Raw genomic sequence first — 20,054 nt, forward strand, 5'->3', positions numbered from 1 at the left:
ATCCCAGGCCCCGTCATAGTGCTGACCGAGGCTTTGATGAGCAGCCGCGCGGTGCGGCGGCAATTCGGCCTGTCTCTACCTGACGATTCCACAACCAAATCCGAATAGCCGATTTTCTATAGGTTATCAGAATCTCCCGCGTTGCTTCTGACGAAGGCTTCGACGGTTCAAGAATTTGCGCTTACTTCTGATTTCCCCGGTACGTCGATGAGTGCTGTCGCTGAAGGCGGAGACAGAGATGTCGGCGCCGACAGATAGCTTGCCCGTCGTTTCGCCAGGCAATCACTCAGTTGCGGCTTGCCACGACGCGCGTGTCGTACGCCGCTCAATTTCCAGCATCGGGCCAACAGGCTCAACCGCAAGGCTTTCGCCGAAGGGTCGTCGCATGACTGGATGTTTCCACTCTCAAAGTCACGGCCTTGTCCTCGGTCTGCGAAGCCGCTTGAGGAGCAATTTCTAAAAAAGTGCACACCGCGTTTCCGTTCGCAAAGAAACGATACCCAATTATCGAGAGTGGTATCTTTTCAGATCGTCGGCCACACGATCACATGGAGTTATGCTGATGAGTAACATCAATCTCGTGCCCACCATTTTTCCCGCGCTTACCTCGACAGGCTGGTTCCGGGCGCTTGTCGAACAACTTGACCCCATTGACAGTCCGGATGGTTTGATCGGTGCCGCCGTCGACCACTCGCGTTTCTTGGCGGGCTTTCTCTTGACTCCCGAAGCTTGGGTCCGAAATCAGGACGGAGCGACCGCAGTAACCTGGGCGGACGCGTACCGCAGTATCGATGTTAAAGAGCTGAGAGCATTCTTCAGAAGTCATGGGACGTTGCTATGCGAAGACCATCCGCTGTTGATGCCGCACGACATGCAGATCCGCACTCTTACCTTCAAGCCCTTTACCATCGTCGGCTCTTGTGAAGCGATAGAGTCGTCGGTTCGCCCTTCGATCACTCCCAAGCTGATTATGCATGATGAGGCTGCCCGTGTGTCACCATCTCTGCTCAGCAAACACATTCAAGCGTATTGCGACGCGTTCACGGCGGCGCATGAATGCACGGGTGGCATTCGGTTAGTCGCGCCAGCAGCCGATGCGCTTGATGCGATTTTTGCCGACTAAAACCGTGCGATGACCGACGACCCTGCCGGGCCGTGGCAGGGCCGTTTGCGACACCAATCACGCTCTGCCTGCGCCAGAATAGACGTTTTTTGCTGCGCGATTTGGAAACTGCCGTTTTTTTCCCTTTCTCCTCTCTGTCCCCAAACAAGAGGCAGAGACAGATGACCAAAACCTTCAGAGAAAGCGCTGCAACCTGGCCGGTCCTTGTCGACCGCAAAATGCTGATGCAGCGCTGGCGTTGCGGGAGCGACGCGACCTTCTGGCGCCACGCCAAAACGGGCAAACTACGGGCCGTCACCGACGGCAGACACGTCCGTTATGCCCGCGAAGACGTCTACGCTTTTGAAGGCGGTCAACCGCCCGCGGGCATGGAAGACGCCTATGCCGCGGACCTCATCACCGCAGCAGAGGCCGCACGACATTGCTCCGTCAAACGGTCGACCATTGTCAACGCGGCGCGATCTGGGAGCCTCTCGACGCGCCGGATTGGCAAGACCTATCGCTTCGTTTTTGCAGAGGTCGAGGCGTGGCAAAAACGCCGGTTTGTGAACCGCAAATCCCTGAAAAACAGTCGAAATACCGAAAGTGAATGAAACGGGGGTCGAAGTTTACGGGCCAAACTTCGACCCCCGTTCCGTTCATTTTTCAGGAATGAACGGCTCGGTCGCCGAACGCAAACCCACGAAAGGTAATGAAAGATGAATGTACAGACCATGACGACACTGAAGACTCTGAGAGATGTGCGGTTGGTTCTGCCGGCGGTCTATTCGGAAAGCTCCGTCAGAACGCTGACATACGTACTCGACAAGGTCGAAAATATCACGGGCCAGAAACTGGTGCAGTGTCCTGCTGATGAAAATGCTTGGGTCAAATACGCCCAAGGCATCGTGTGGACAGGACATTTTCGCGGCGCGACGCCCGGAGATCAGAAAGACGCATTCGATGCTTGGGTCAGCAAGATTGCTGCGATGATCAAGCGCACGCAGGATCATGTCCGTGCGCCAGTCCAATGCAACGATCAGAGCGGGGCTTGGGACCTGATCGTCGACTATGCGGAAGACGTACAAGGGACTTTCGACCCGGACGGTGACTTGATCCTGGCGAGTATGAGTGCGGTTTCGATGACAACGCTGCGGTCCAACGCCGGTAACATTCATCCTGCTGATATGACCACGGACGCGGCGATCACAGTCTTGCAGCAGTGTCGGCCGGACAAGATTGCATCGCTCCGCAACGCTTTCCATGTGTTCAATAGGCTAATCAAAGAGCAAAACCGGCATGCGGCTATCGCGCATTTGCTGCCCGATTTGCCGCTCGGTCCTTTGCCCTTGATCCGAGACGTTGCGCTGGACTGGTCGCGATTTTCTGCGGAATTTATCGCAAGCAGAGATCGCGCATTAAAACGTGCGATCAACCCAGATCGTCAGCAGCGGCGGGATCGTTTTGACGGTCGGCTGGGGAAATCCAAGCTGACCGGCCTTGGCAAATCTGACGGTCGGGGCAGGGGCCGAAATCGGAAAGTCCGGAACGTCGAGGCAGCACGGAAGGCGCACTTGAATGCGCTGAGCTGGCTCATCAGGCACGCATTCCCGGATCGCGAACTGGCATATGAGTTGCGTGATATCGAAGAGGTGTTCGATACGGACATCATTTTGCGGGCCGTCCAAGCGTACATTGATCGGGCCACAGCCTCCGAGGTTCTGATCAATCCACAAGATACAGCATCGGCCGGGAACATTTTGTCGCGTTTGGAAACACTGGCTGAGCGAAATGGCTTTTCAGAGGATGCTGTTTGGGAGCTGCAGGACGCGCGATTTGATCGTCTCGACAGTTACCGCTCTCGTGAGATGTCAAAATCGCGAGAGCAGTTTATCCGGCTGGTTGATCGTGACCCCGCGATCGCAAGAGCAATTGTCTCCGGTCCGCGGCGTCTGGCGGCCGAGGCGGCCCTAGTTCTCGACGACTGGAACAATCATTCGATCCGCTCACGGGATGAAGCAATGCATCTATCCATGGGGTCGAGCATGCTTGCGCTCTTGCTCGCACGCTCTGTGCGCAGCCGCAATCTCAACGGTCTGCTGATTGCCGGCGAAGAGGCGGAGTTGATCCGTCCGTTGCGAGACTCCCGTCCTTGGCTGCAGTTCGCAAGGTCTCGGGTGAAAAATAGACGCCCGATTGAGGGTGAAATTCCTGAGCGCCAATGGATTGTAATTTCGGCGTGGCTCGAACAAGGGCTGCCGCGGTGGTGTGAAAAACACGGCGTAGATATCGACGCAAACGAGTATTTTCTGCCGGGCCCGGCAGGCGTCCTCTCCCGCGCGACGTACAACAAGGTTTGGAACAAGTGCGTCGAACGCCTCGGTGTGCCCGGTCTGCAACCGCACATGATGCGTCACGTCACGGCCACGATCTGGCTCGCTGCCAACCCGGGCGACTATGCGACCGTCGCGGCGTTTCTTGGCGACAGCGTGTCCACCGTCGAAAAATTCTACGCCCGCGGCGAAGGCGCTGCGGCCGCAAAACTATTCGCCGAAGCGATCGAGGCTATCGATCCGACCCTCACCGCATTCTTAAAGAGGAGCTGACATGACCCAGACCCAAGATATCAAAAAGCAAGTAGACGGCCTCGCTCAACGTATGCCGTATGCGCCAAGACCCGTCGTAAAACGAATGCAGGACCATCTTCGCGACGGTGGAACCATCGCCCGTGGGACTGCTGTGGCACTTAATGAATTCTACGGGCTCCTGGCCCAAGCGGGGCTGGCGCCGGGCCAGGTCACCGAACAGATCTATCGCGACGCCGCGCGATCGAGAACGCGGTTTCGCTATTTGATCGCCGGGCTTCGAAAGTTCGCCCCAAAGGTCCCATTGGCGCCATCGATCTCGGTCAAGCAAAGCTGGGACCGATGGCTTAACGAGACATACAATAAAAAGGAGCCGATTGCGGAGTTGACTCGCCGGATCGGGCTGCCACCCGAAGACTGGCCGGCATCGTGGCAGGCGGGTCTGCCCGCACTTGATCGCAGTGTGCGCCCCTATGGGGATCGACTGCGGCCCCTCGCGGAGCGGACCAAAAGAAAGGTGATTTCTGCCGTGGGCTTAATCGCACGAGCGCGCCGTTGGGCGATGGATCGCGGCGTTCACGTTTCGGACCAGCCTTCAGAGGAATTGTTCGAAGCATTTTTGCACTACCTCGAGGAGGAGCGGAACGTCAGCTACGGCACTGCTCGAGACTACCTCGAAAGCGCACTCATGTTTTTCTTGCGCGCGGGGCTGTTAGATGACGAAAGTTTCGGAGTTCTTTGTCATTTAATCTCGATGCTACACGCAGAAGCAAACGATCGCGACCCGTCCAAATGGGCGCGCTTGACAGAGTTTCGCAAACGGTTCACGCTGGCCGACGTACTCCATCTTGCGATGGCTGCATCGGAAACGGCGAACGATCTTGCCGGAAACTCGGCGGAAGCGTTCAACTTCCGGCAAAAAGGCATGATCTACGCATTGTTGGTCAATACCGGGGATCGGCAGGGAGACCTGCGTGAATACCGGATCGGTGATCATCTTGTGCGCGACGATGAGCTCGGATGGTGCCACGGAATCCGACAAAACAAAACCAAGCGTAAGAAAGAGATCGACGCGCTTTGGCCGGGGACATCTGAGCTCATCGACCAGCATATTCTCGGTGATCGGCCCGAGTGGATGCTCAAAGCGCGGCTGGCGGAGGTCGACGGGCTGAACCTGTTGACACTCTCGGACAGGACCGTGAATCCGGGATACATCAACCGGCGTCTGGCGACCGATTTCCGAATCCACGGACACTTGGTTCGCACGTTGATCGCCGACCTGATCCGCCGCGCCCGTCCGGATGCGCTTTGGGCTTTGCAGCAAATGCTCGGGCATTCCAATCGGTTTTCACAACGCGTTTATCGCGCGGACTTCGATGAGAGCCGGTCCGTCCAGCAGATTGATGCGCTCTACGAGAAGATCGACCCGATCACCTGACGGGTCGCACCAACCCTCATGCGAATATAGAGTGTTCGGCACGCGGCCGAACACTCCAACGATCTTGGTCATGCCGCAACTTTCGGAGCTTTGACCGGTTTGAGAATTTGCGTGAGCTCTTTGACGAGCGTCAGGCGCTCGTGGGCGCTCATACCGGGGTTATTCTCCTCCAGTTCCAATCCGCGGGCGATCCGCTTGACCGCAATGCCGGGAACGCCATGGACCTCGGCGACGTGATCGGCGGTCCGAGCTGCGGTCATCTCGGGGTACGGAAAGCTTCGAGACGGGGCCCGTGCGTTCTCAGTCTTTTTGGTCCGTTCGGCGGCCGTGAACCGTCTGGCTTTGTCAAAGGTACCAGGCGGGTGTGCGATACGTCTTTTTCGACTGAGATAGTCCAAACCTGCCTTGATCTGCGCAGGGGTATAACCGTTCTGCGTTGCGATAGCCTGGGTTTGCGGGAGAGTCTTGAGCATGGTGGATACTCCATAGCTGGCCCCTGTTCGAGGTCGGGGCGGTTTTGGAGAGAAGTGCTGACAAGGCATATCTCTCCATTAGAAAAAGGGTTGGATCGTTGTTTCGATTGCACTGCGTGGAGCGGAGAAGTGAGATGGACGCACCAGGTCTGAGCGCGAGGGCAATACTCTGTCTGGTCAAACGAGCCGCCCACGGACGGCGGGCAAGTCATTGCGAGCGTAAGTGGCTTGTATCGTCCAGATGATGAGTGCCTGACACTGAGCAGTGGTGAGGCCTCGAAGACCCGCCTCAACAACGAAAAAGTTCAGCCACTGAGCGCTCATGTCGATCAGAGCATCCAACGAGGAGCGTTTCGGTTGCTCCAACACGTCCGGATGCGGCAGTGGCCACCCTTCCCGGTCGTGTAAGACGTGATTAGCGTGTATACTTAGCCGGAGATACGCGACTGCTAAGGGCTCTAAATGGTCAGAGTTGGCTGCCGTATGCAGACGCAGCGCCGCGAAACAGGCGTAAACAGCCTCGTTCGTGGCAGGAAATCCTTGGGCGGCCACCACCGCACGGAAGCGGTCTGAAATGCTGTAGATATCCATCAAGGGCAGGGGGGGTGTAACGTCGTTCGCGGGGTGCATTTTGGTCGTCCTTTTGGCTTTCGCCTTTGCGCTGAAGGGATTTCAGCGCCTCTGAAAAGGAGATTGGTCCGTAGTTCGGACCGCGGAAATCAAACGGGCAAGTTTTTTCATTTTTTATGAAAAAAGTGCGTACAGGGCCGGGCGGCATGGTGTTGCGGCACGCTAACAAGAGGTGTTTCGCGGAGAGCAGAGTTCCCGAACGCTTTATCTCAAGACACAGCAAATCCGGCGCAAAGAGCGCGAACGGCTGGAACAGTCAGTTTACCTGCGGTGACAAACGCGCCGTTTCAGAACATCCGCTCATGGTAATGACTGAAGGCTTAAACGGCACAGTTAAACTCCGGTTTTACGGAAAAACTGGGGCCGAGGGTCACGACGCAACGGGTGCTGCGGTGTCGATGGGAACCGCAGCACCCGTTGCGGTCGCGACCCGAAAGGACCCAAACATGCAAAAAACAGAAAACTCTACCCAGCTCGTCGACATGATTGCCGAGGTGATGTCGTCATGCCGTATCGCGGATACAGCGATTGCCGTTGATGTAATCCCCGGCCTGAAAAACCATCAGGTCGAGATGGCCGAAGAAATCCTGGCGATCATCCAAGCGCAGGACGTGTTTAATGACACCGCCCCGGAACAGATCGCGAGACTGCTCGATGTGCTTACCGCCCGTATTCGGGCAGGTACGAAAAATGTCACTGTCATGGAAGATCATGGGCATGACTTCCTGCCGGTTCAGCGCCGGGTTCAAGACGAAACGGCTGAGAACTTTTCTCGGGCCTCGGTAATCCTGAACGATCTCATGAGCGCAATCCACGTTGTACTTGATCGTCTGAAAGCAGAGTGCCTCCTCGCACGCCTTTCAGAAGAGGCTGGTGACAGCAGGGCCCAGTAAGGCCAGTGTCGGCGAACGATACTTCCTTTAGAGTTATTTTTTGAGGGAAGTACCGGCGGTGGCTATCGTCGAAGCCGCCGCCCTAATATCTTCGCAAATGCGGGGCAACCCGACCTTCACCCCGCGTATGCGGGGCAGGTCTGGGTGCCAGTCCAGATTGCTCCGATTGGCAATTTCCGCACATGCGGGAAGGGATGGGATGGTTAGGAGACTCTCGCCCTTAAGCCCGTTTCGGTGTTTTAAGTCAGAACCATCCGCCCTCACGGCGGCGTTTTGTTCAGTCCGGTTTGGCGCAAATGGGTATACGCCCGTGTGTCAATCTAAGCCGCTCTCGCAGCGGCTCAAAAACCGAAACTTTTATTCGTTGAGTGTCTAACAGCCATATTATTTAGATACTCTCAGGTCTCTGAAGGCGGAAGTGAAATCATCGTTGCCATCGGTCCCACATTTTGTCGTCAACCGCCTTCACGGCGGATAGGACGGGGAGGTGGGCGTCCCTTGGAAGAGTCCTCAAGAAATCAGGTGAAGCCGTGGTTTGGCAGATCGTCGTAAATCAAACCATCCATGTCTCCGGTTAAGACGAAGCGGCGGAATGGCCAAATCGAGTTGAAGTCATATTCGGGGGAGTCAAACCGGTCAGTAATCTCGTCCCAGAAGGCATGGTAGCTGTCCCGGTCCAAGTCTCGCTTAGCGATGCTACGGCCATTCTCCGTTAACACCGCAAGTAAACGGCCTGCGCCGAGGTCTGTGACGTGTCCGGACAAGTACTCTCTGCCGAACGCGTAGTTTAAAGAGAAAATCTTCTTGGCCATGTGGCCTCCTATTTTGTTATAGCCCGAGGGCCATGGATGTGAGTTGAACCGCTCAAGCGGCAGAAGACTTGACCTTCCGGCCTGGGATGCCGGGTTGTTCGGCCGTCCCTATTCAGGATATGGGTCCCGAGAAGAACCGACGGAAACACTTTTCCCTTTATTCTAAGAAAAAGTTTTGCGGACACTTGCTCGGCAGCATGCGAGTGCTTCTTCCAAGCCAGTGTCGTCCCTGATCGAGATTGAGCGTTCGTGTCAGGAACGGAGAGCATTTTGATACTGACGGGGGAATGCCAACTTGCTGTCCCTGCTGAGGCGGTCTGGGGTTTCGATATAGTGGGCAATTGGTCCACCTGCCCTCGAGACTGATCGCGTTATCGTCTAGGCTTGTCTACCCAGTCCCACAGATGTGCTGCAGTCCCATGTTCGAAGCGGCGCCCTTTGTCGAGGATTCCGAACATTTCCGTTCGATCCAGATTTTCGATCAGACTTTCGGTCGGCACATGCACGCCAAGATAGACGACATCGGTTGCGTCTCGCCAAGTCGTGTCCCGGACCCTGTCGTCCACAGGGTCGACGCACCAAGCATGGTAAAAAGGGCGGAGGCCGCACCGAGGATCCCAAGCGTAACCCTCCCAATAGTCGAAGCCATAACGAAGCGTCGCCGCCCACGCATTCCTGAAACACTGCTTGATGGGCCCGAGTTTCATCGCACCCGGCAGGTCGGAGCCCGGCAGTACCGTCCCGTGATCGGCCAAGAAACGCGCCATCGGGTCGTTGCCAAACGTCCCGGAAAGGGACGCTCTGATTAGAGGATGGAAGGCCCTGTCTTTGAACGTTGACATCTCCGTTACCTCCGACGAGGGGCGACGGGAGCCCGAAAAATGTTGGCCGACTGGCGCCCAGCCAGAGCGTCCTCGAGAAGGTCCTGTCCACTCCGGTAGGTATCAAAGAACAAAGACAAAGCTTTGTCGTATTACGTCGGCGTAACCGATGCCGAAGCAAGGATTGCCTTTGCCGCGCCTTCCCAGAACCTCGGTGAGATGACGATAAGACCGGTATCGCGCGCTTGATGGCAAGACCGATCCAGCAGTTCGTAGAAGATCGGCCAGCTGGCCGAAGCGGTGAGCCTGTGCATCGGATCCAGAGCGACTTGCACGCGGTTGCGTATCGTTGGGTCCTCAAGGCCGAGGCAGTACGGAGTCTCGATGACAAGTGCGCCGAAACGCGCGATGAAAATCGGGAAGGAGCCGGAGCCTGCTGGGACGGAGACCTGGGTCAGCAGGTAGTGACCTTTCCGGAAATCCTGGATTTCGGACTTGGTTGGTTCGTCGAACTGCGCTTGGCAAGAAACATGCAGATGGCTCGCCTTTGCATCGATATGCATGACGCAGCCGTCCTGAGCGAGGCGAGGGGTCGGCGACAAGGTGCCTTGGGAACACGCGTTCATGGGAGACTCTGTTTCAGTGTGGGTGTGGCAGGGCATCGACCATCGGTGCCTCTCGTGTAGGAGATGGGATGACCTTGCTCCGGATGGAAATCCGGCGGAGGAAAGGGCGCTATCATGGATTAGCTTCGGCTGGCGGGCGTACGGGAAACGGCTTGGCGCGCGAGACGCCTGCGCCTCAAAAGGGCGCAAGCGTCCTGAAGGCGCGGCTTCTAGTGGAACGTGTTCCCGGTGGTTGCCCGGTCGCGGAGCACCATCGCTTTCAAGTCCTGCAGGTCTGCGATTATCATCTCGCGGCTGCTCATGAACTCTGCGTACGGGACATTCGCGGACCTGATCACCGCATTGGCCAGACAGGGCCAGAGACCCGCCTCGAAGGTGACACCCCTCAGGCCGACCGTCTTGTTGGTGCGGCGATCGACAAGTTCGTAGAGGACTGTCGTTGACAGTCCTGTGTCCCATTCACCGCGTTCGATCGAGTCAACTATGGCGGTTCTATCCTCGTTTTTTAATGCGCCGAGGCAGAAGCCTTCGACTGCCGGCTGAAAACCGGTTTTAGCGATCAGGAAAGGAATGGATCCTGTTTTCACGCGGGCGTTTACGAGCAGGATATTGTGGTCCGCTCTATGGAACGCCTGTACTTGGGAAGGTGTAGGGTTGGAGATTTGTATGTGACACGATATCTCCAGCCGACCTTGGAATGGGACGATCCGAAGTACGGATCCATCTGCGTCGAGGATCGGGATTGGGCTTGTGCGCCCGACAACAAGTTGGGTCATTTTGACCTCCAGAAGTAGAGTGTAGAGATTTCCCCCCAGGCGATCGGTGCGAGGGGGCGATGAGGTTTCTTGCTGGTGTGGCACTGGTGCCGCGCTGCTTGCCGCGCGACACCAGCCCGGGGAGTGCGTCCGGACGCGGTCGTGTTTGTTCGACCGCCCTACAGTGGGCGATTGAACGTCGTATGGACCGGGCCGTGCCGGTCTGCCCGCGACTGCAGTCTCACCCTCGAGAACCGATCCTTCTCTGCTGCGCGCCGCATGTCAGGACGGTTGGTCTCGGGGCTCCGATCTCGCTCGGGCAGCCGGAATAATGGCCACTTCGAAATTTTTAGAAGCAGATAGCGTCAGACATCCAAATGTGTTGCAGAAACACTACATGTTGCGTCGAAACGGCGTCAGGATGGTGTCGGTTGAGGGGCTTTGCCGTGAAAAATCCGTGACGCCGTGATTTTTGATTGGCGCGGGCAACTTTCCCGTCGGCCCGATGGCCGACATAGAGGTCCGACCTGCACCGTTTGCGAACGCCGATCCGGTTGTTGCGCCGACCTTCCCTCGAGGGAATGGTCGATAGCGCCTTGTGGCGATCAGGAGATGGACTAGTGGCAAGGCTGCGGCGGAATGTCGACTTGCGAGACGGAAGATGAACCTGCCTCAGAGCGTTGTCAGGGCCATAGCTGTCGTCGAAGCCGCGACACTCGCCCCAAACGATAGCGGATCCAACATCGTGCCGCGTCGGTCAGAACGGCCACCACGGTGACGGCACGGCCTCGAGCGACCCTCGTCGAGGATCGGTCGCCGATCTTCGAGCTGTCTGGGGCCTGGTTCGTCAGGGAAAACGTCAATCCCGTGGCCGCATGGCTCACAAAGAAACGTTTCGACACTGCAGACTCTAATGGGGCTCTAAATACCCTCTAACGTCTCTCAGAGATTCTTGAGCGCATTTCCCGACATTTGTCAGAGGGATACGCAGCATCGCGAGCGGATTTTTCGGGTGGAGTGTCCCCGGTTTTCGGCGAAAACCATCAGCAACTTCGGATCCGTCGTCAGGTCATCCGGATCTTCTGAACGCCGGTTCCGTCAGAACGGCGCGGAGTTCGTGAAGGCAAACATTTGTTGGGGAAGTTCGAGCAAGGTCTTCGGAAGGTTCGTCACGATTTTGGGGCGGTCTTTTTCGAACCTATCTTCGGATAGACCGCAACAGAAAGACCCGCATCATGGCCGACCCAACACAGTACCTTTGTACAGAGCGAACGATCCAACTTATTGAAAAAGAGAAGTTCTCGTTATATTCCCTGCGCTTATTACATGCACTCCTTTGGTACATGGAAAAGGAATTGAACGAGTTCAAGGTGAAGATGGCGATGGACCAGTGCCCTCCGATCTACATCGAAAACGCAACCTTGATGGCTTTGGTCGGTACACCCGCCGCGAACGACTTATCATCTCTTCGCGCCGGCATTGCAGAGATGCCATCCGGCGTTTTTGACGTTCTCGAAGAGGACCGTGGTAAACGAAGCGTCAAAGTAAAGTTCAAGGCCAAGCCTTGGGCTGATAGCTTTAATCGGTACAAACAAGAGGCCTTCGCTCTCATCGACCTGGACGTAGTTCGGCACCTTCGTACCGTTCAGCAGATCACGTTTTACACGCGTGTGGCGCTAAAGAGCGGAAGCTTGTACCCGACCTTCCACTTACCTTGGTGCCCCGACAAGAACGGGCCGTGGGAGTCTGCACGTCGCACCTGGATTGCTGTTGCGTCGCGCCTGAGCCAGTCGCTTGGATTGGATATTCTGTTTATCCCGAGCGTCAGCCCGTTTACTGGCGAGTTCGACGCGGTCAAAGTCAAGATAGTCGATGCGAAGAGTCGGTGGCAGCCAGGAAAGCTTTATCCAAAATCCGGAAGAGGCGTAATTGTGGCTAGTCAGGGACGGGCCGCGAGCCTGACGAAACGAGAGGTCGAAGCAAGATACCGCTGGCGATCTGCAACATGCCCGTGATGATCGCGGTCGATCAGGTGTGAGCAGCTAATGAAGTGTTACGTCATGCCGCTACGAAATAGTGACATGGCGCCAACTGAGCTTCATTAGCGCAAAATCGCCCACCAATCTTGAGTTGAGACGGCGCATCACGGGGAGTGCAGTATTCAGGCGGTACGCTGAGACGGCATGCTCAATAAAGTGAACATAATGTTTATTACAAGTTCGCCGCTTGTAGCCGGGAGCGCACTTCAGGGTAGCGCGCTCCCACGTACACGGAGGATACGTATAATGAAGTTTATGTTAACCAACTGGCGCCCTGAGCCGCTAAAACATTACGATTTGATAATGCCCCGGCAAGGGCAGTGCCACCGTACCAAAGTTACTCCTTTGCGAAAGGAGCGACCATGTTCAGAACTTTCGGATTGCTCTTGGGTCTCGCAACTGCTGTAGTTCTTTTGTTTATGGTTTCGAACAGATGCTGTCTTCTGCGAAGGCATCTAATTGAAAGCTACTCTACCTTTCACTTGCCCAGGCGATTGCCGCCTTCATTTCCGCCGGGTCGAACTAACGGAGTTCTGCCGTGGTCAGCACGTCGGCGAACCTGGTTCCCCACTCCAACAAAGCCCCTTCGCCCACCACAGCGACGCGGCGGAAGTCATTCCTATGGGCTGTGTCGATTTTCAGATCTTCGAGCAGAGCGGACGGCCCATCGTAGCCTTCGAACCTCGTGAGATCGAGAACCAGGCCGGGCTTACTTGTCTCTTGCAGGCGCTCATGAAGCAGGGCGTGCATCCGTTTCAGGTCGCTTTCGCTGAGCTTGCCCTCGCAGGCGAGGCCAATCGTGTCGTCATGAGCTGTCAGTGTCTCGGTGAACATGGTTTTCCTCCTCTTTTTCCGGTTTGCCGTGACCGTAAAGGTCAGCGTTTTCGTGTGCGCGGTCTTCGTGCTCAAATTCCAGACTCGAATGACCGATGCTGAAATCGTCCTTCAGCCGGTCCTTGATCGCGGCCTTGATCTTTTCGATTTGACCCCAGCCGTCCGCTGTCAGCACGACGTGGCAGTCCAGAGCCGCCTCGTGCTCCTGCATCTGCCACAGATGCACGTGATGAACGTCCGCGACACCATCCACACCCCGCATCGCCTGAACGACGGTTTCATTATCGATGTCCGGTGGACTGCCGAGCATCAGCGTCCGAATCGGACCGCCGATCTCGGTAAATGCGAGGTAGAGGATGTAGAGAGCGATGCCGATGGTGATCGCCGGGTCGACCCACCGCATGTTGTAGAGGAGGATGAGCGAGCCGCCGATGATGACCGCCACGGAGGCCAAAGCGTCCGATAGGTTGTGCAGGAAGAGCGCACGGATGTTCACGCTGCCTTTCTGCATCGAATAGGTGAGCAGCGCCGTCAACGTGTCGACGACCAGTGCCACACCGCCCAGGATCACCACCGTCCAGCCCTGTACCTCTGGTGGGTCGATCATGCGCATGCCACCCTCGTAGATCAGGTAGAAGCCGATCAGGATAAGTGTCGTGTAGTTGATGAGCGCTGCGACGATTTCTACCCGCCCATAGCCGAAGGTCATGCGCTTGTCCGCCGGGCGGCGAGCGATCTTACGCGCGAAGAAGGCGATCACCAGCGACGCCATGTCCGAGAAATTGTGGAGGGCATCCGCGATCAGCGCGAGGCTGCCGGAAAGGATCCCGCCGACGATCTGCGCGACCGTCAGGAGGCCGTTGGCCCAGATGGCGATGGAGACGCGACGATCACCGGATTGAGGATCGATGTGGGCGTGGCCGTGATCATGCGGCACGGTTCGTCTCCTCATGGCGGTGGTTCGGCCGATCGAATCCGGGGACCGGCGGCAAGATTCCGCGGCGGATGCGGCGAACCCTGGCATTCATCCAGTGACGGATGACGTGGCGATAGAGCAAGTCGCGCACAAATCCGAAGTTCTGGCGGTGATTGACCCATCCGTCGCCCAAGTCCACCTCTACCCAGGAGTGGAGGATTTCGGACGGCGCGAGGGGATAGACGAGTTCCGGAACGACGCCTCTCTGAAGCGCCTTGTGGATTGTGAACCCGTGCAGTCGGCAGCGAACTCCCACGCCACGCAGCAGGGCCATGAGGAGCGTGCCCTTGGTGTTGCACTGCCCGTGGCCATCTGCGAGGACCTCGGACGCCGGAATGTCGTCGGCGCGGTTGTAGCCGAAGGTAATCTCGTTCCTGACGAAATCGTAGATGGCCCCAATTCGGTCGTCGCTGGGAAGGTCTGCCCAGCCGCGCTCCTCGATCAGTTTTGCAATTGAGGTCGCGTCAAAATCCAGCAGCCGGGTTTTGGCCAAATGAGGGTCGGCGGGGTTCACGGGATACCTCCTCGAATCGTTCACGAGAATATGTAGTTGCTACAGTCACTGTAGCTTCAAGCCCCGATTTCAGGCCGAGTCCTTGGTTACCTGATCGTCATTGTGCACCGCCTTGTGGTGTTCACCATGCGCGTCTCTCAGGATTCCGACGCCACCCCAGGCCGCGATGCCGGCGACAATCACGCCCACGACAAGGTCCGGCCAATTCGTTCCGAGCCAGGCTACGAGCCCGCCTGCGACGACGATTCCGAGATTGGCCGCGAAGTCGTTCCAGCTGAACGTATTCGCCGCTCGGATGTTTACGTCTGGATCGCGAAGCCGTGCCAGCAGCCAGACGCAAAGTGCGTTGATGGCCGCCGCTACCAGCGCCATGACAATCATGATCGTGCCAAGAGGATCCGATCCGCCGACGTAGCGGCGCCACGCGTCATACAGGATTCCAAGGGCGAAGAGGATCAGCAGGCCGCCCGAAACGTTCGCCGCTCCGCGCTTCCACTTGGCGGAGCGGGACAGCGCGAAGAGGCTGATCGCGTAGACGAAACTGTCCGACAGATTGTCGAGGCCATTGGCGATAAGCGCGCTTGACTCGCCGAATGCGCCCGAGGCGAAGAAAGCGACTGCCAGCCCGATGTTGAGACCCAGCACGATCCAGAGTGTGCGTCTTTCCGTTGCGTTTCTCTGCTCCGCCATGCCGGGTATCCAAATTAGTGAATTGCCAATGAGTAACTAACACCGGGCTTTTTGCGTTCCGATCAAAGGTCGTCGAAATTGCTCAGGCGCCGATCTCTTCATGGTCGGTCAGGCATTCGGAATGGTCGCGCAGTACCTCGAGCACACGGCAATCAGAAGTCTGTCCGCCGCTGCACTCATGCACCATCCGCTTCAATTCCGTCCGCAGCGCCTCGAGCCGCGCCAATCGTTGCTCGACCTGTTTGAGTTGCCGACGGGCTATTGCATCCGCCTCAGCGCAGGACTTTCCCGGATGATCGCTGAGATCGAGGAGCTCACGGATCGCGTCCAACGAGAACCCCAGTTGCCGTGCGTGCCGGACGAATGACAAGCGGTCGAGTTCGGCGTCGCCATAGCGTCGTTGGCCCCCCTCGGTCCTGCCGGGCTCAGGCATAAGTCCGATCTGCTCGTAATACCGGATGGTCTGCACCTTTGTTCCGGTCTTCTTCGCCAGCGTCCCAATCGTCAGCATTTCCGCTCCCCACATTACCTACAGTGGGTGTAGCTTTATGCGGTGCGCATCACAAGCTTCACCCGAGTTTCACAGATCGGTGATTGTTGGCCGATCGATGACAATCACGCTTGAACCTACAGTAGCTAGAGGATGTAAACGCACACAAAATATAGAATCAGGTTCGGGCGGAGCGGCGTGAGGCTTTCAGGTCTTCAGAAGGTGTTGTGGGTGTTGGCGGGCGCGGCGGCGTTCGTTTTCATCTGGCTGTTGCTATGGTCCGACTACCGTGCCGATCTTGCCCGCACCGAGAGTGAACCACCGTTTCTTGCTGATTTCGAACTGACCGATCATCGCGGCATGGTCCAAACGGACGAAGATTTCGCAGGGCGCTGGATGCTGGTCTTCTTTGGCTTCACCAATTGCCCCGACGTCTGTCCGACAACACTGTCCGAAGTCGCGGCCGTGATGGAGGGCCTGGGCGATGAGGCAGCAATGGTTCAGCCGATTTTCATAACGATTGATCCGGAGCGGGATACGCCGACTGCACTTGCCGAGTATGTGCCCCTGTTCGACGCAGGGATCATCGGGCTGACCGGTACACCGGAGCAGATCGCCGCGACATCCGAAACCTTTCCGATATTCTTTGAGCGGATCGAGCAGGCGACTGCGCCGGGCGGATACACGATGGGTCACACGTCGCATCTTTTCCTTTTCGACACGCAAGCAGGCTTCGCGGACTCCTGGCCCTACGGCACGCCCGCCGAAGAGATCCTCGCCGATCTGAGACAGAGGATCTGATCGTCATGACCCGACTTTCCGGAGAGACGGCCCTTGGCCTGGCCTGGATCATCGCGCTCACCGCGTCGCTTGCTGTGCTCTTCATCGGCGAGGTTCTGGGGCAGACACCTTGCGTGCTCTGCTGGTTCCAGCGTGCCTTCATGTTCCCCTTGGCCATCATCCTCGGGCTTGGGCTGTGGTGGCAGGATCGGCGCGTGGGTCGCTACGGGATCGCGCTGGCTTTGGGCGGTGCCGCCGTCGCGCTTTGGCACTTGGGCCTCTATGTCGGCGTTATCCCCGAGCGTATCCAGCCCTGCACGGCGACCGGCCCATCCTGTACCGACGACAATCAACTGGTCTTCGGCATTCCGATTCCTTTGATGGCGCTCGTCGCCTTCGCGATGATCGGTCTGCTGTCGGCTCTCTCACTGAAGGAAACACAAAAATGAAACGACGCGGCCTCATCCTGTCCGTTCTCGCGCTCGGGGTCGCCGGTTTCGGCGGTGCCGCCTGGTATGCCACCCGCCCCGACCCGATTGCCGCGTCCGATCCCATCGACCCTGAAATGGCCGACGCGCTGATCCGACCCTATTCCCCGATCCTCGGGCCCGAGGATGCGCCCGTAACCATCGTTGAATTCTTCGACCCGGCCTGCGAGGCATGCCGCGCTTTCTATCCGGTCGTCGAGGATATCATGGCGGAGCACGGAGACGCGGTGCGCGTTGTAATCCGCTATACGCCTTTTCACGGCGAGGCGTCGGTAGAAGCGATCCGTGTGCTCGAGGCGGCGCGCATGCAGGACGTGTTTGAACCTGTGCTCGAGGCAGTCTTGCGAGAGCAGCCCAGATGGGCGTCTCACGGGACCCCGGCACCCGGATTGATCCTTGAGATTGCAGCAAGCGGAGGTCTGGATGTCGAAGCTGCCCGGACACAGATGCTGGCCCCCGGTGTTGTGGCGGTGCTCAACCAGGACCGCGCCGATGTCGAGACAGTCGGGGTCCGCCAAACGCCCACGTTCTTCGTGAACGGCAAGCCTCTCGATCCGTTCGGTGAGGCCGAATTGCAGAGGCTGGTGGCAGTGGAAGTTGCGGCAAGCCAAAGCTGATTTGCGGAGGCAGGAGAAACGAGTGGTGAAGAAGTTGAGATATACCAATGCATTGGCCGTGCTTTTGACGGTTGCAGGGCTGTCGGCCCCCGCACTGGCCGGTTCGGAGGATGTCGTGGTCGAGAATGCGTGGTCCCGCGCCTCGATCGGCGTCAACAGGCCAGGTGCCGCCTATATGACCGTGCGCAACACGGGTGAAGACGCCGTTACGCTGACCGGACTTGCGACACCGCTGGCAATGATGCCCGAGATCCATGAGTCGAAAACCAACTCCGATGGCGTCAGTTCCATGGCGCCTGCAGGCGAGATCACGATTGAGCCCGGCCAAAGCGTGGCATTGGAGCCGGGCGGGTTGCACGCCATGCTCATGAAGCTGCAAGAGCCGATGACCGAAGGCGAGAATTTCCCGCTGACACTGACCTTCTCGGATGGCGGCAAGGTGACGGTCGAGGTCCCAATCCTCGGAATCGCCGCGCGTGGACCGGAGGGCTGATGCAACGTCGGCAGCTCCTTCTATACGGCGCAGCCGGTGCCGGCGTTCTTGGCCTGACGCTCTTCGTGGGCTGGTGGCGGGTGGACGGGCCCGGTGCGCCTGAACCAAAAGGGCAGCGGCCCCTGCCCCTATCGGCGATGGAGTTCCGGCTGACCGACCACGAGGAAAATGAGGTAGGGCCTGGCAACCTGATCGGTCGTCCCACAATGGTGTTTTTCGGGTTCACCTACTGCCCGGACGTCTGCCCGACGACCCTATCGGATATTTCCGGCTGGCTTGAGGAACTGGGCGACGAAGCATCAGAGATGAACGTGGTCTTCATCACGGTCGACCCGGAGCGGGACACGGTCGAGGCCATGGCCGAATATGTCGGCTATTTTCATCCGGTCATTCGTGGCTGGACGGGGCCGGAAGACCAAATTGCCCGCGCTGCAGAAGGGTTTCGTGCCTCATTTGAGCGCGTCCCGACTGAGGGCGGCGGCTATACGATGAACCATACGGCAAGCGTATTCCTGTTCGATGCCGAGGGTGAGCTCGTCACCATGATCGACTATCACGAGCAAAGAGAATTCGCGGTGCCGAAGATCCAGCGCGCACTGACAGAAGACGTAGAGGGGGCAACATGAAGATAAGAACTGTCTTGGCGGCCGTTGCGGTCGCAGGCGCATTTTCGGTGACCGCCATCGCCATCTCTGGCGTTCTGTCCAAAGAACCGGTGCCCCCTGCGATTGCTGAAGCGACCCTCTGGACTCCCAATCCGCTTGCGCCGCCTCGGATTACCGAAACCAATTCGGTCCGCCCTACACTCGCCCAGGCGGATATCGCATTCGAGTTCAGACCCCGGCCGCTCCTGACCGTTTCCCCCGCTGATACCTCCTTGCCATCTATCGAGCCCCCGCTGGTCACCTGGTCGCGGGAGATTGCGTCCGGCGAGACGCTTGATGCGGTCCTTTCCGATGCGGGGCTGGATGCTTCGGATCGCGCCGAAATCGCCTTGGCGATTGGCACGGAATACGATCTGCGCCGTCTGCGTCCGGGTCACATCATTACGGTGGTTTCCACAACGGACGACAACCCGCGTCGTGTAGAGCTCGCCGTCGAAGACGGTGTCCGGATAGAGGCGGTCTTCGGCGAACAGCTTGCCGCCCGCGTGTTGGACCCGGATCCCGAATTGGTGACTTTCGCCGGCGAGGCGGTGATCGAGAGCTCGATTTTCGCCGCCCTGAACACGGCAGACATCCCCGCCCGTTTTGCGGTGGACCTGGCGCAGATGCTGGGCGGCACCGTGGATTTCCGTCGTGATCTTGCGGGTGGCGAGACGATGCGCCTCCTTTGGCGCGAGGCCCGAGACGGGAACAAGAGGATTGGTCAGCCCGAGCTTGCCTTTGCCGCACTGGATATCGATGGCTCGGTCTATGAAATCGTCTGGCCGAACGACGGCAGCGGCCAAGCGACGATCTATGTCGACGGAGAAGTCCTGCGCGTGTTTGCGCAACCGGTCGAAGGTGCACGGCTGAGTTCTGTGTTCGGGCGCCGCACCCATCCGGTCTACGGCAATGTACGGATGCACACAGGAGTCGACTTCGCGGCGGCGCGCGGCACGCCGGTACAGGCGACGGCGCCGGGCCGCGTTAGCTTCATCGGCCGACGCGGTGGGTATGGCCGGGTCGTCGAGATCGCTCATGGCTCCGACACCCTGACGCGCTATGCGCATCTGAGCGCCGTACCGGACGGGCTCACACAAGGGCAACGCGTGATGGCCGGAGATATGATCGGGCGGGTCGGTGCGACGGGTACCGCGACAGGCCCCAACCTACATTACGAAGTGCTGGTGGACGGTCGCCCAACCGACCCTCTCTCTGACGACCGATTGGCAGAGGCGGCCGAGCGTGAAGCGGACGACACGGCCGCGCTTGAGCGACTGCGTGAGGCGCGTTCACTTCTTGCTGAGAGGCTCGCCAGCGAATTTGCACAGACGACAACCGAAAGGCTTTGATC

22 protein-coding genes are annotated in these 20,054 nt (G+C 58.1%); 12 read left to right on the plus strand and 10 right to left on the minus strand.

All coding sequences use genetic code 11. From position 1 onward, the window contains the following. Nucleotides 1–562 precede the first annotated feature (562 nt). The 4 genes from ACI3GR_RS18065 (at nt 563) to ACI3GR_RS18080 (ending at nt 5,125) form a co-directional block, all read left to right on the plus strand. Complete coding sequence (locus tag ACI3GR_RS18065; RefSeq protein ID WP_407496475.1) at nt 563–1,123, plus strand: hypothetical protein; 561 nt, start codon at nt 563–565, stop codon at nt 1,121–1,123. A 161-nt stretch (nt 1,124–1,284) separates the two neighbouring features. Beyond that, the gene (locus ACI3GR_RS18070; protein WP_407496477.1) at nt 1,285–1,716 is read left to right on the plus strand and encodes a helix-turn-helix domain-containing protein; all 432 of its coding nucleotides are present in this window, start codon (nt 1,285–1,287) and stop codon (nt 1,714–1,716) included. A 105-nt stretch (nt 1,717–1,821) separates the two neighbouring features. Then, the gene (locus ACI3GR_RS18075; RefSeq protein WP_407496479.1) at nt 1,822–3,708 is read left to right on the plus strand and encodes a site-specific integrase; all 1,887 of its coding nucleotides are present in this window, start codon (nt 1,822–1,824) and stop codon (nt 3,706–3,708) included. 1 nt (nt 3,709) lies between these two features. Further along, nucleotides 3,710–5,125, plus strand: a complete 1,416-nt coding sequence (locus tag ACI3GR_RS18080; protein ID WP_407496480.1) for a hypothetical protein — start codon at nt 3,710–3,712, stop codon at nt 5,123–5,125. Nucleotides 5,126–5,193: 68 nt separating this feature from the next. Here ACI3GR_RS18080 and ACI3GR_RS18085 read toward each other — a convergent pair whose 3' ends face one another. Then, nucleotides 5,194–5,598: a hypothetical protein gene (locus tag ACI3GR_RS18085; protein WP_407496481.1), complete on the minus strand. Its 405-nt coding sequence runs from the start codon at nt 5,596–5,598 to the stop codon at nt 5,194–5,196. Nucleotides 5,599–6,344: 746 nt separating this feature from the next. On the opposite strand from ACI3GR_RS18085, the gene ACI3GR_RS18090 reads away from it, so the two are divergent. After that, nucleotides 6,345–7,121 carry a hypothetical protein gene (locus ACI3GR_RS18090; protein ID WP_407496483.1) on the plus strand — a complete coding sequence of 259 codons (777 nt, stop codon included), beginning with the start codon at nt 6,345–6,347 and terminating at the stop codon, nt 7,119–7,121. 518 nt (nt 7,122–7,639) lie between these two features. Here ACI3GR_RS18090 and ACI3GR_RS18095 read toward each other — a convergent pair. The 4 genes from ACI3GR_RS18095 to ACI3GR_RS18110 all read right to left on the minus strand — a co-directional run bounded on the left by ACI3GR_RS18095 (nt 7,640) and on the right by ACI3GR_RS18110 (nt 10,156). After that, nucleotides 7,640–7,933 carry a hypothetical protein gene (locus ACI3GR_RS18095; RefSeq protein WP_407496485.1) on the minus strand — a complete coding sequence of 98 codons (294 nt, stop codon included), beginning with the start codon at nt 7,931–7,933 and terminating at the stop codon, nt 7,640–7,642. Between the two features lie 371 nt (nt 7,934–8,304). Next, nucleotides 8,305–8,775 carry a hypothetical protein gene (locus ACI3GR_RS18100; protein ID WP_407496487.1) on the minus strand — a complete coding sequence of 157 codons (471 nt, stop codon included), beginning with the start codon at nt 8,773–8,775 and terminating at the stop codon, nt 8,305–8,307. Nucleotides 8,776–8,906: 131 nt separating this feature from the next. Next, nucleotides 8,907–9,317: a hypothetical protein gene (locus ACI3GR_RS18105; RefSeq protein ID WP_407496489.1), complete on the minus strand. Its 411-nt coding sequence runs from the start codon at nt 9,315–9,317 to the stop codon at nt 8,907–8,909. 272 nt (nt 9,318–9,589) lie between these two features. Next, nucleotides 9,590–10,156: a hypothetical protein gene (locus tag ACI3GR_RS18110; protein ID WP_407496492.1), complete on the minus strand. Its 567-nt coding sequence runs from the start codon at nt 10,154–10,156 to the stop codon at nt 9,590–9,592. 1,214 nt (nt 10,157–11,370) lie between these two features. On the opposite strand from ACI3GR_RS18110, the gene ACI3GR_RS18115 reads away from it, so the two are divergent. Continuing rightward, the gene (locus ACI3GR_RS18115) at nt 11,371–12,150 is read left to right on the plus strand and encodes a hypothetical protein (RefSeq protein WP_407496493.1); all 780 of its coding nucleotides are present in this window, start codon (nt 11,371–11,373) and stop codon (nt 12,148–12,150) included. 546 nt (nt 12,151–12,696) lie between these two features. Here ACI3GR_RS18115 and ACI3GR_RS18120 read toward each other — a convergent pair. The 5 genes from ACI3GR_RS18120 to ACI3GR_RS18140 form a co-directional block, all read right to left on the minus strand. Beyond that, nucleotides 12,697–13,008: a SpoIIAA family protein gene (locus ACI3GR_RS18120; protein WP_007803481.1), complete on the minus strand. Its 312-nt coding sequence runs from the start codon at nt 13,006–13,008 to the stop codon at nt 12,697–12,699. Continuing rightward, nucleotides 12,980–13,945, minus strand: coding sequence for a cation diffusion facilitator family transporter (locus ACI3GR_RS18125; RefSeq protein ID WP_007803480.1), 966 nt, complete (start codon nt 13,943–13,945; stop codon nt 12,980–12,982). The genes ACI3GR_RS18120 and ACI3GR_RS18125 overlap by 29 nt, the downstream gene beginning before the upstream one ends. After that, nucleotides 13,935–14,498 (minus strand): transglutaminase-like domain-containing protein, encoded by a 564-nt coding sequence (locus ACI3GR_RS18130; protein WP_007803479.1) that lies wholly within the window; start codon nt 14,496–14,498, stop codon nt 13,935–13,937. The genes ACI3GR_RS18125 and ACI3GR_RS18130 overlap by 11 nt, the downstream gene beginning before the upstream one ends. 69 nt (nt 14,499–14,567) lie before the next feature. After that, nucleotides 14,568–15,188: a cation efflux transmembrane domain-containing protein gene (locus tag ACI3GR_RS18135; protein WP_008327361.1), complete on the minus strand. Its 621-nt coding sequence runs from the start codon at nt 15,186–15,188 to the stop codon at nt 14,568–14,570. Between the two features lie 82 nt (nt 15,189–15,270). Then, complete coding sequence (locus ACI3GR_RS18140; RefSeq protein WP_007803476.1) at nt 15,271–15,699, minus strand: MerR family transcriptional regulator; 429 nt, start codon at nt 15,697–15,699, stop codon at nt 15,271–15,273. Nucleotides 15,700–15,912: 213 nt separating this feature from the next. Here ACI3GR_RS18140 and ACI3GR_RS18145 point away from each other — a divergent pair, with 213 nt between their 5' ends. From ACI3GR_RS18145 to ACI3GR_RS18170, 6 genes are read left to right on the plus strand one after another with little or no spacing between them, the layout of a single operon-like run. Next, nucleotides 15,913–16,479 (plus strand): SCO family protein, encoded by a 567-nt coding sequence (locus tag ACI3GR_RS18145; protein ID WP_007803475.1) that lies wholly within the window; start codon nt 15,913–15,915, stop codon nt 16,477–16,479. 5 nt (nt 16,480–16,484) lie between these two features. Beyond that, nucleotides 16,485–16,907, plus strand: coding sequence for a disulfide bond formation protein B (locus tag ACI3GR_RS18150; RefSeq protein WP_007803474.1), 423 nt, complete (start codon nt 16,485–16,487; stop codon nt 16,905–16,907). Then, nucleotides 16,904–17,563, plus strand: coding sequence for a DsbA family protein (locus tag ACI3GR_RS18155; RefSeq protein ID WP_007803472.1), 660 nt, complete (start codon nt 16,904–16,906; stop codon nt 17,561–17,563). The genes ACI3GR_RS18150 and ACI3GR_RS18155 overlap by 4 nt, the downstream gene beginning before the upstream one ends. A gap of 22 nt (nt 17,564–17,585) precedes the next feature. After that, on the plus strand, nt 17,586–18,056 hold the full coding sequence (locus ACI3GR_RS18160; protein ID WP_008327335.1) for a copper chaperone PCu(A)C: 471 nt from the start codon (nt 17,586–17,588) through the stop codon (nt 18,054–18,056). Beyond that, nucleotides 18,056–18,682 (plus strand): SCO family protein, encoded by a 627-nt coding sequence (locus tag ACI3GR_RS18165; RefSeq protein WP_007803468.1) that lies wholly within the window; start codon nt 18,056–18,058, stop codon nt 18,680–18,682. The genes ACI3GR_RS18160 and ACI3GR_RS18165 overlap by 1 nt, the downstream gene beginning before the upstream one ends. Next, nucleotides 18,679–20,052 (plus strand): M23 family metallopeptidase, encoded by a 1,374-nt coding sequence (locus ACI3GR_RS18170; RefSeq protein ID WP_007803467.1) that lies wholly within the window; start codon nt 18,679–18,681, stop codon nt 20,050–20,052. Before ACI3GR_RS18165 ends, ACI3GR_RS18170 begins: the two co-directional genes overlap by 4 nt. The last annotated feature ends 2 nt before the right edge of the window (nt 20,053–20,054 follow it).

This window comes from Pseudooceanicola aestuariicola, assembly GCF_045763785.1.
In the GTDB taxonomy this organism is placed as follows: domain Bacteria; phylum Pseudomonadota; class Alphaproteobacteria; order Rhodobacterales; family Rhodobacteraceae; genus Pseudooceanicola.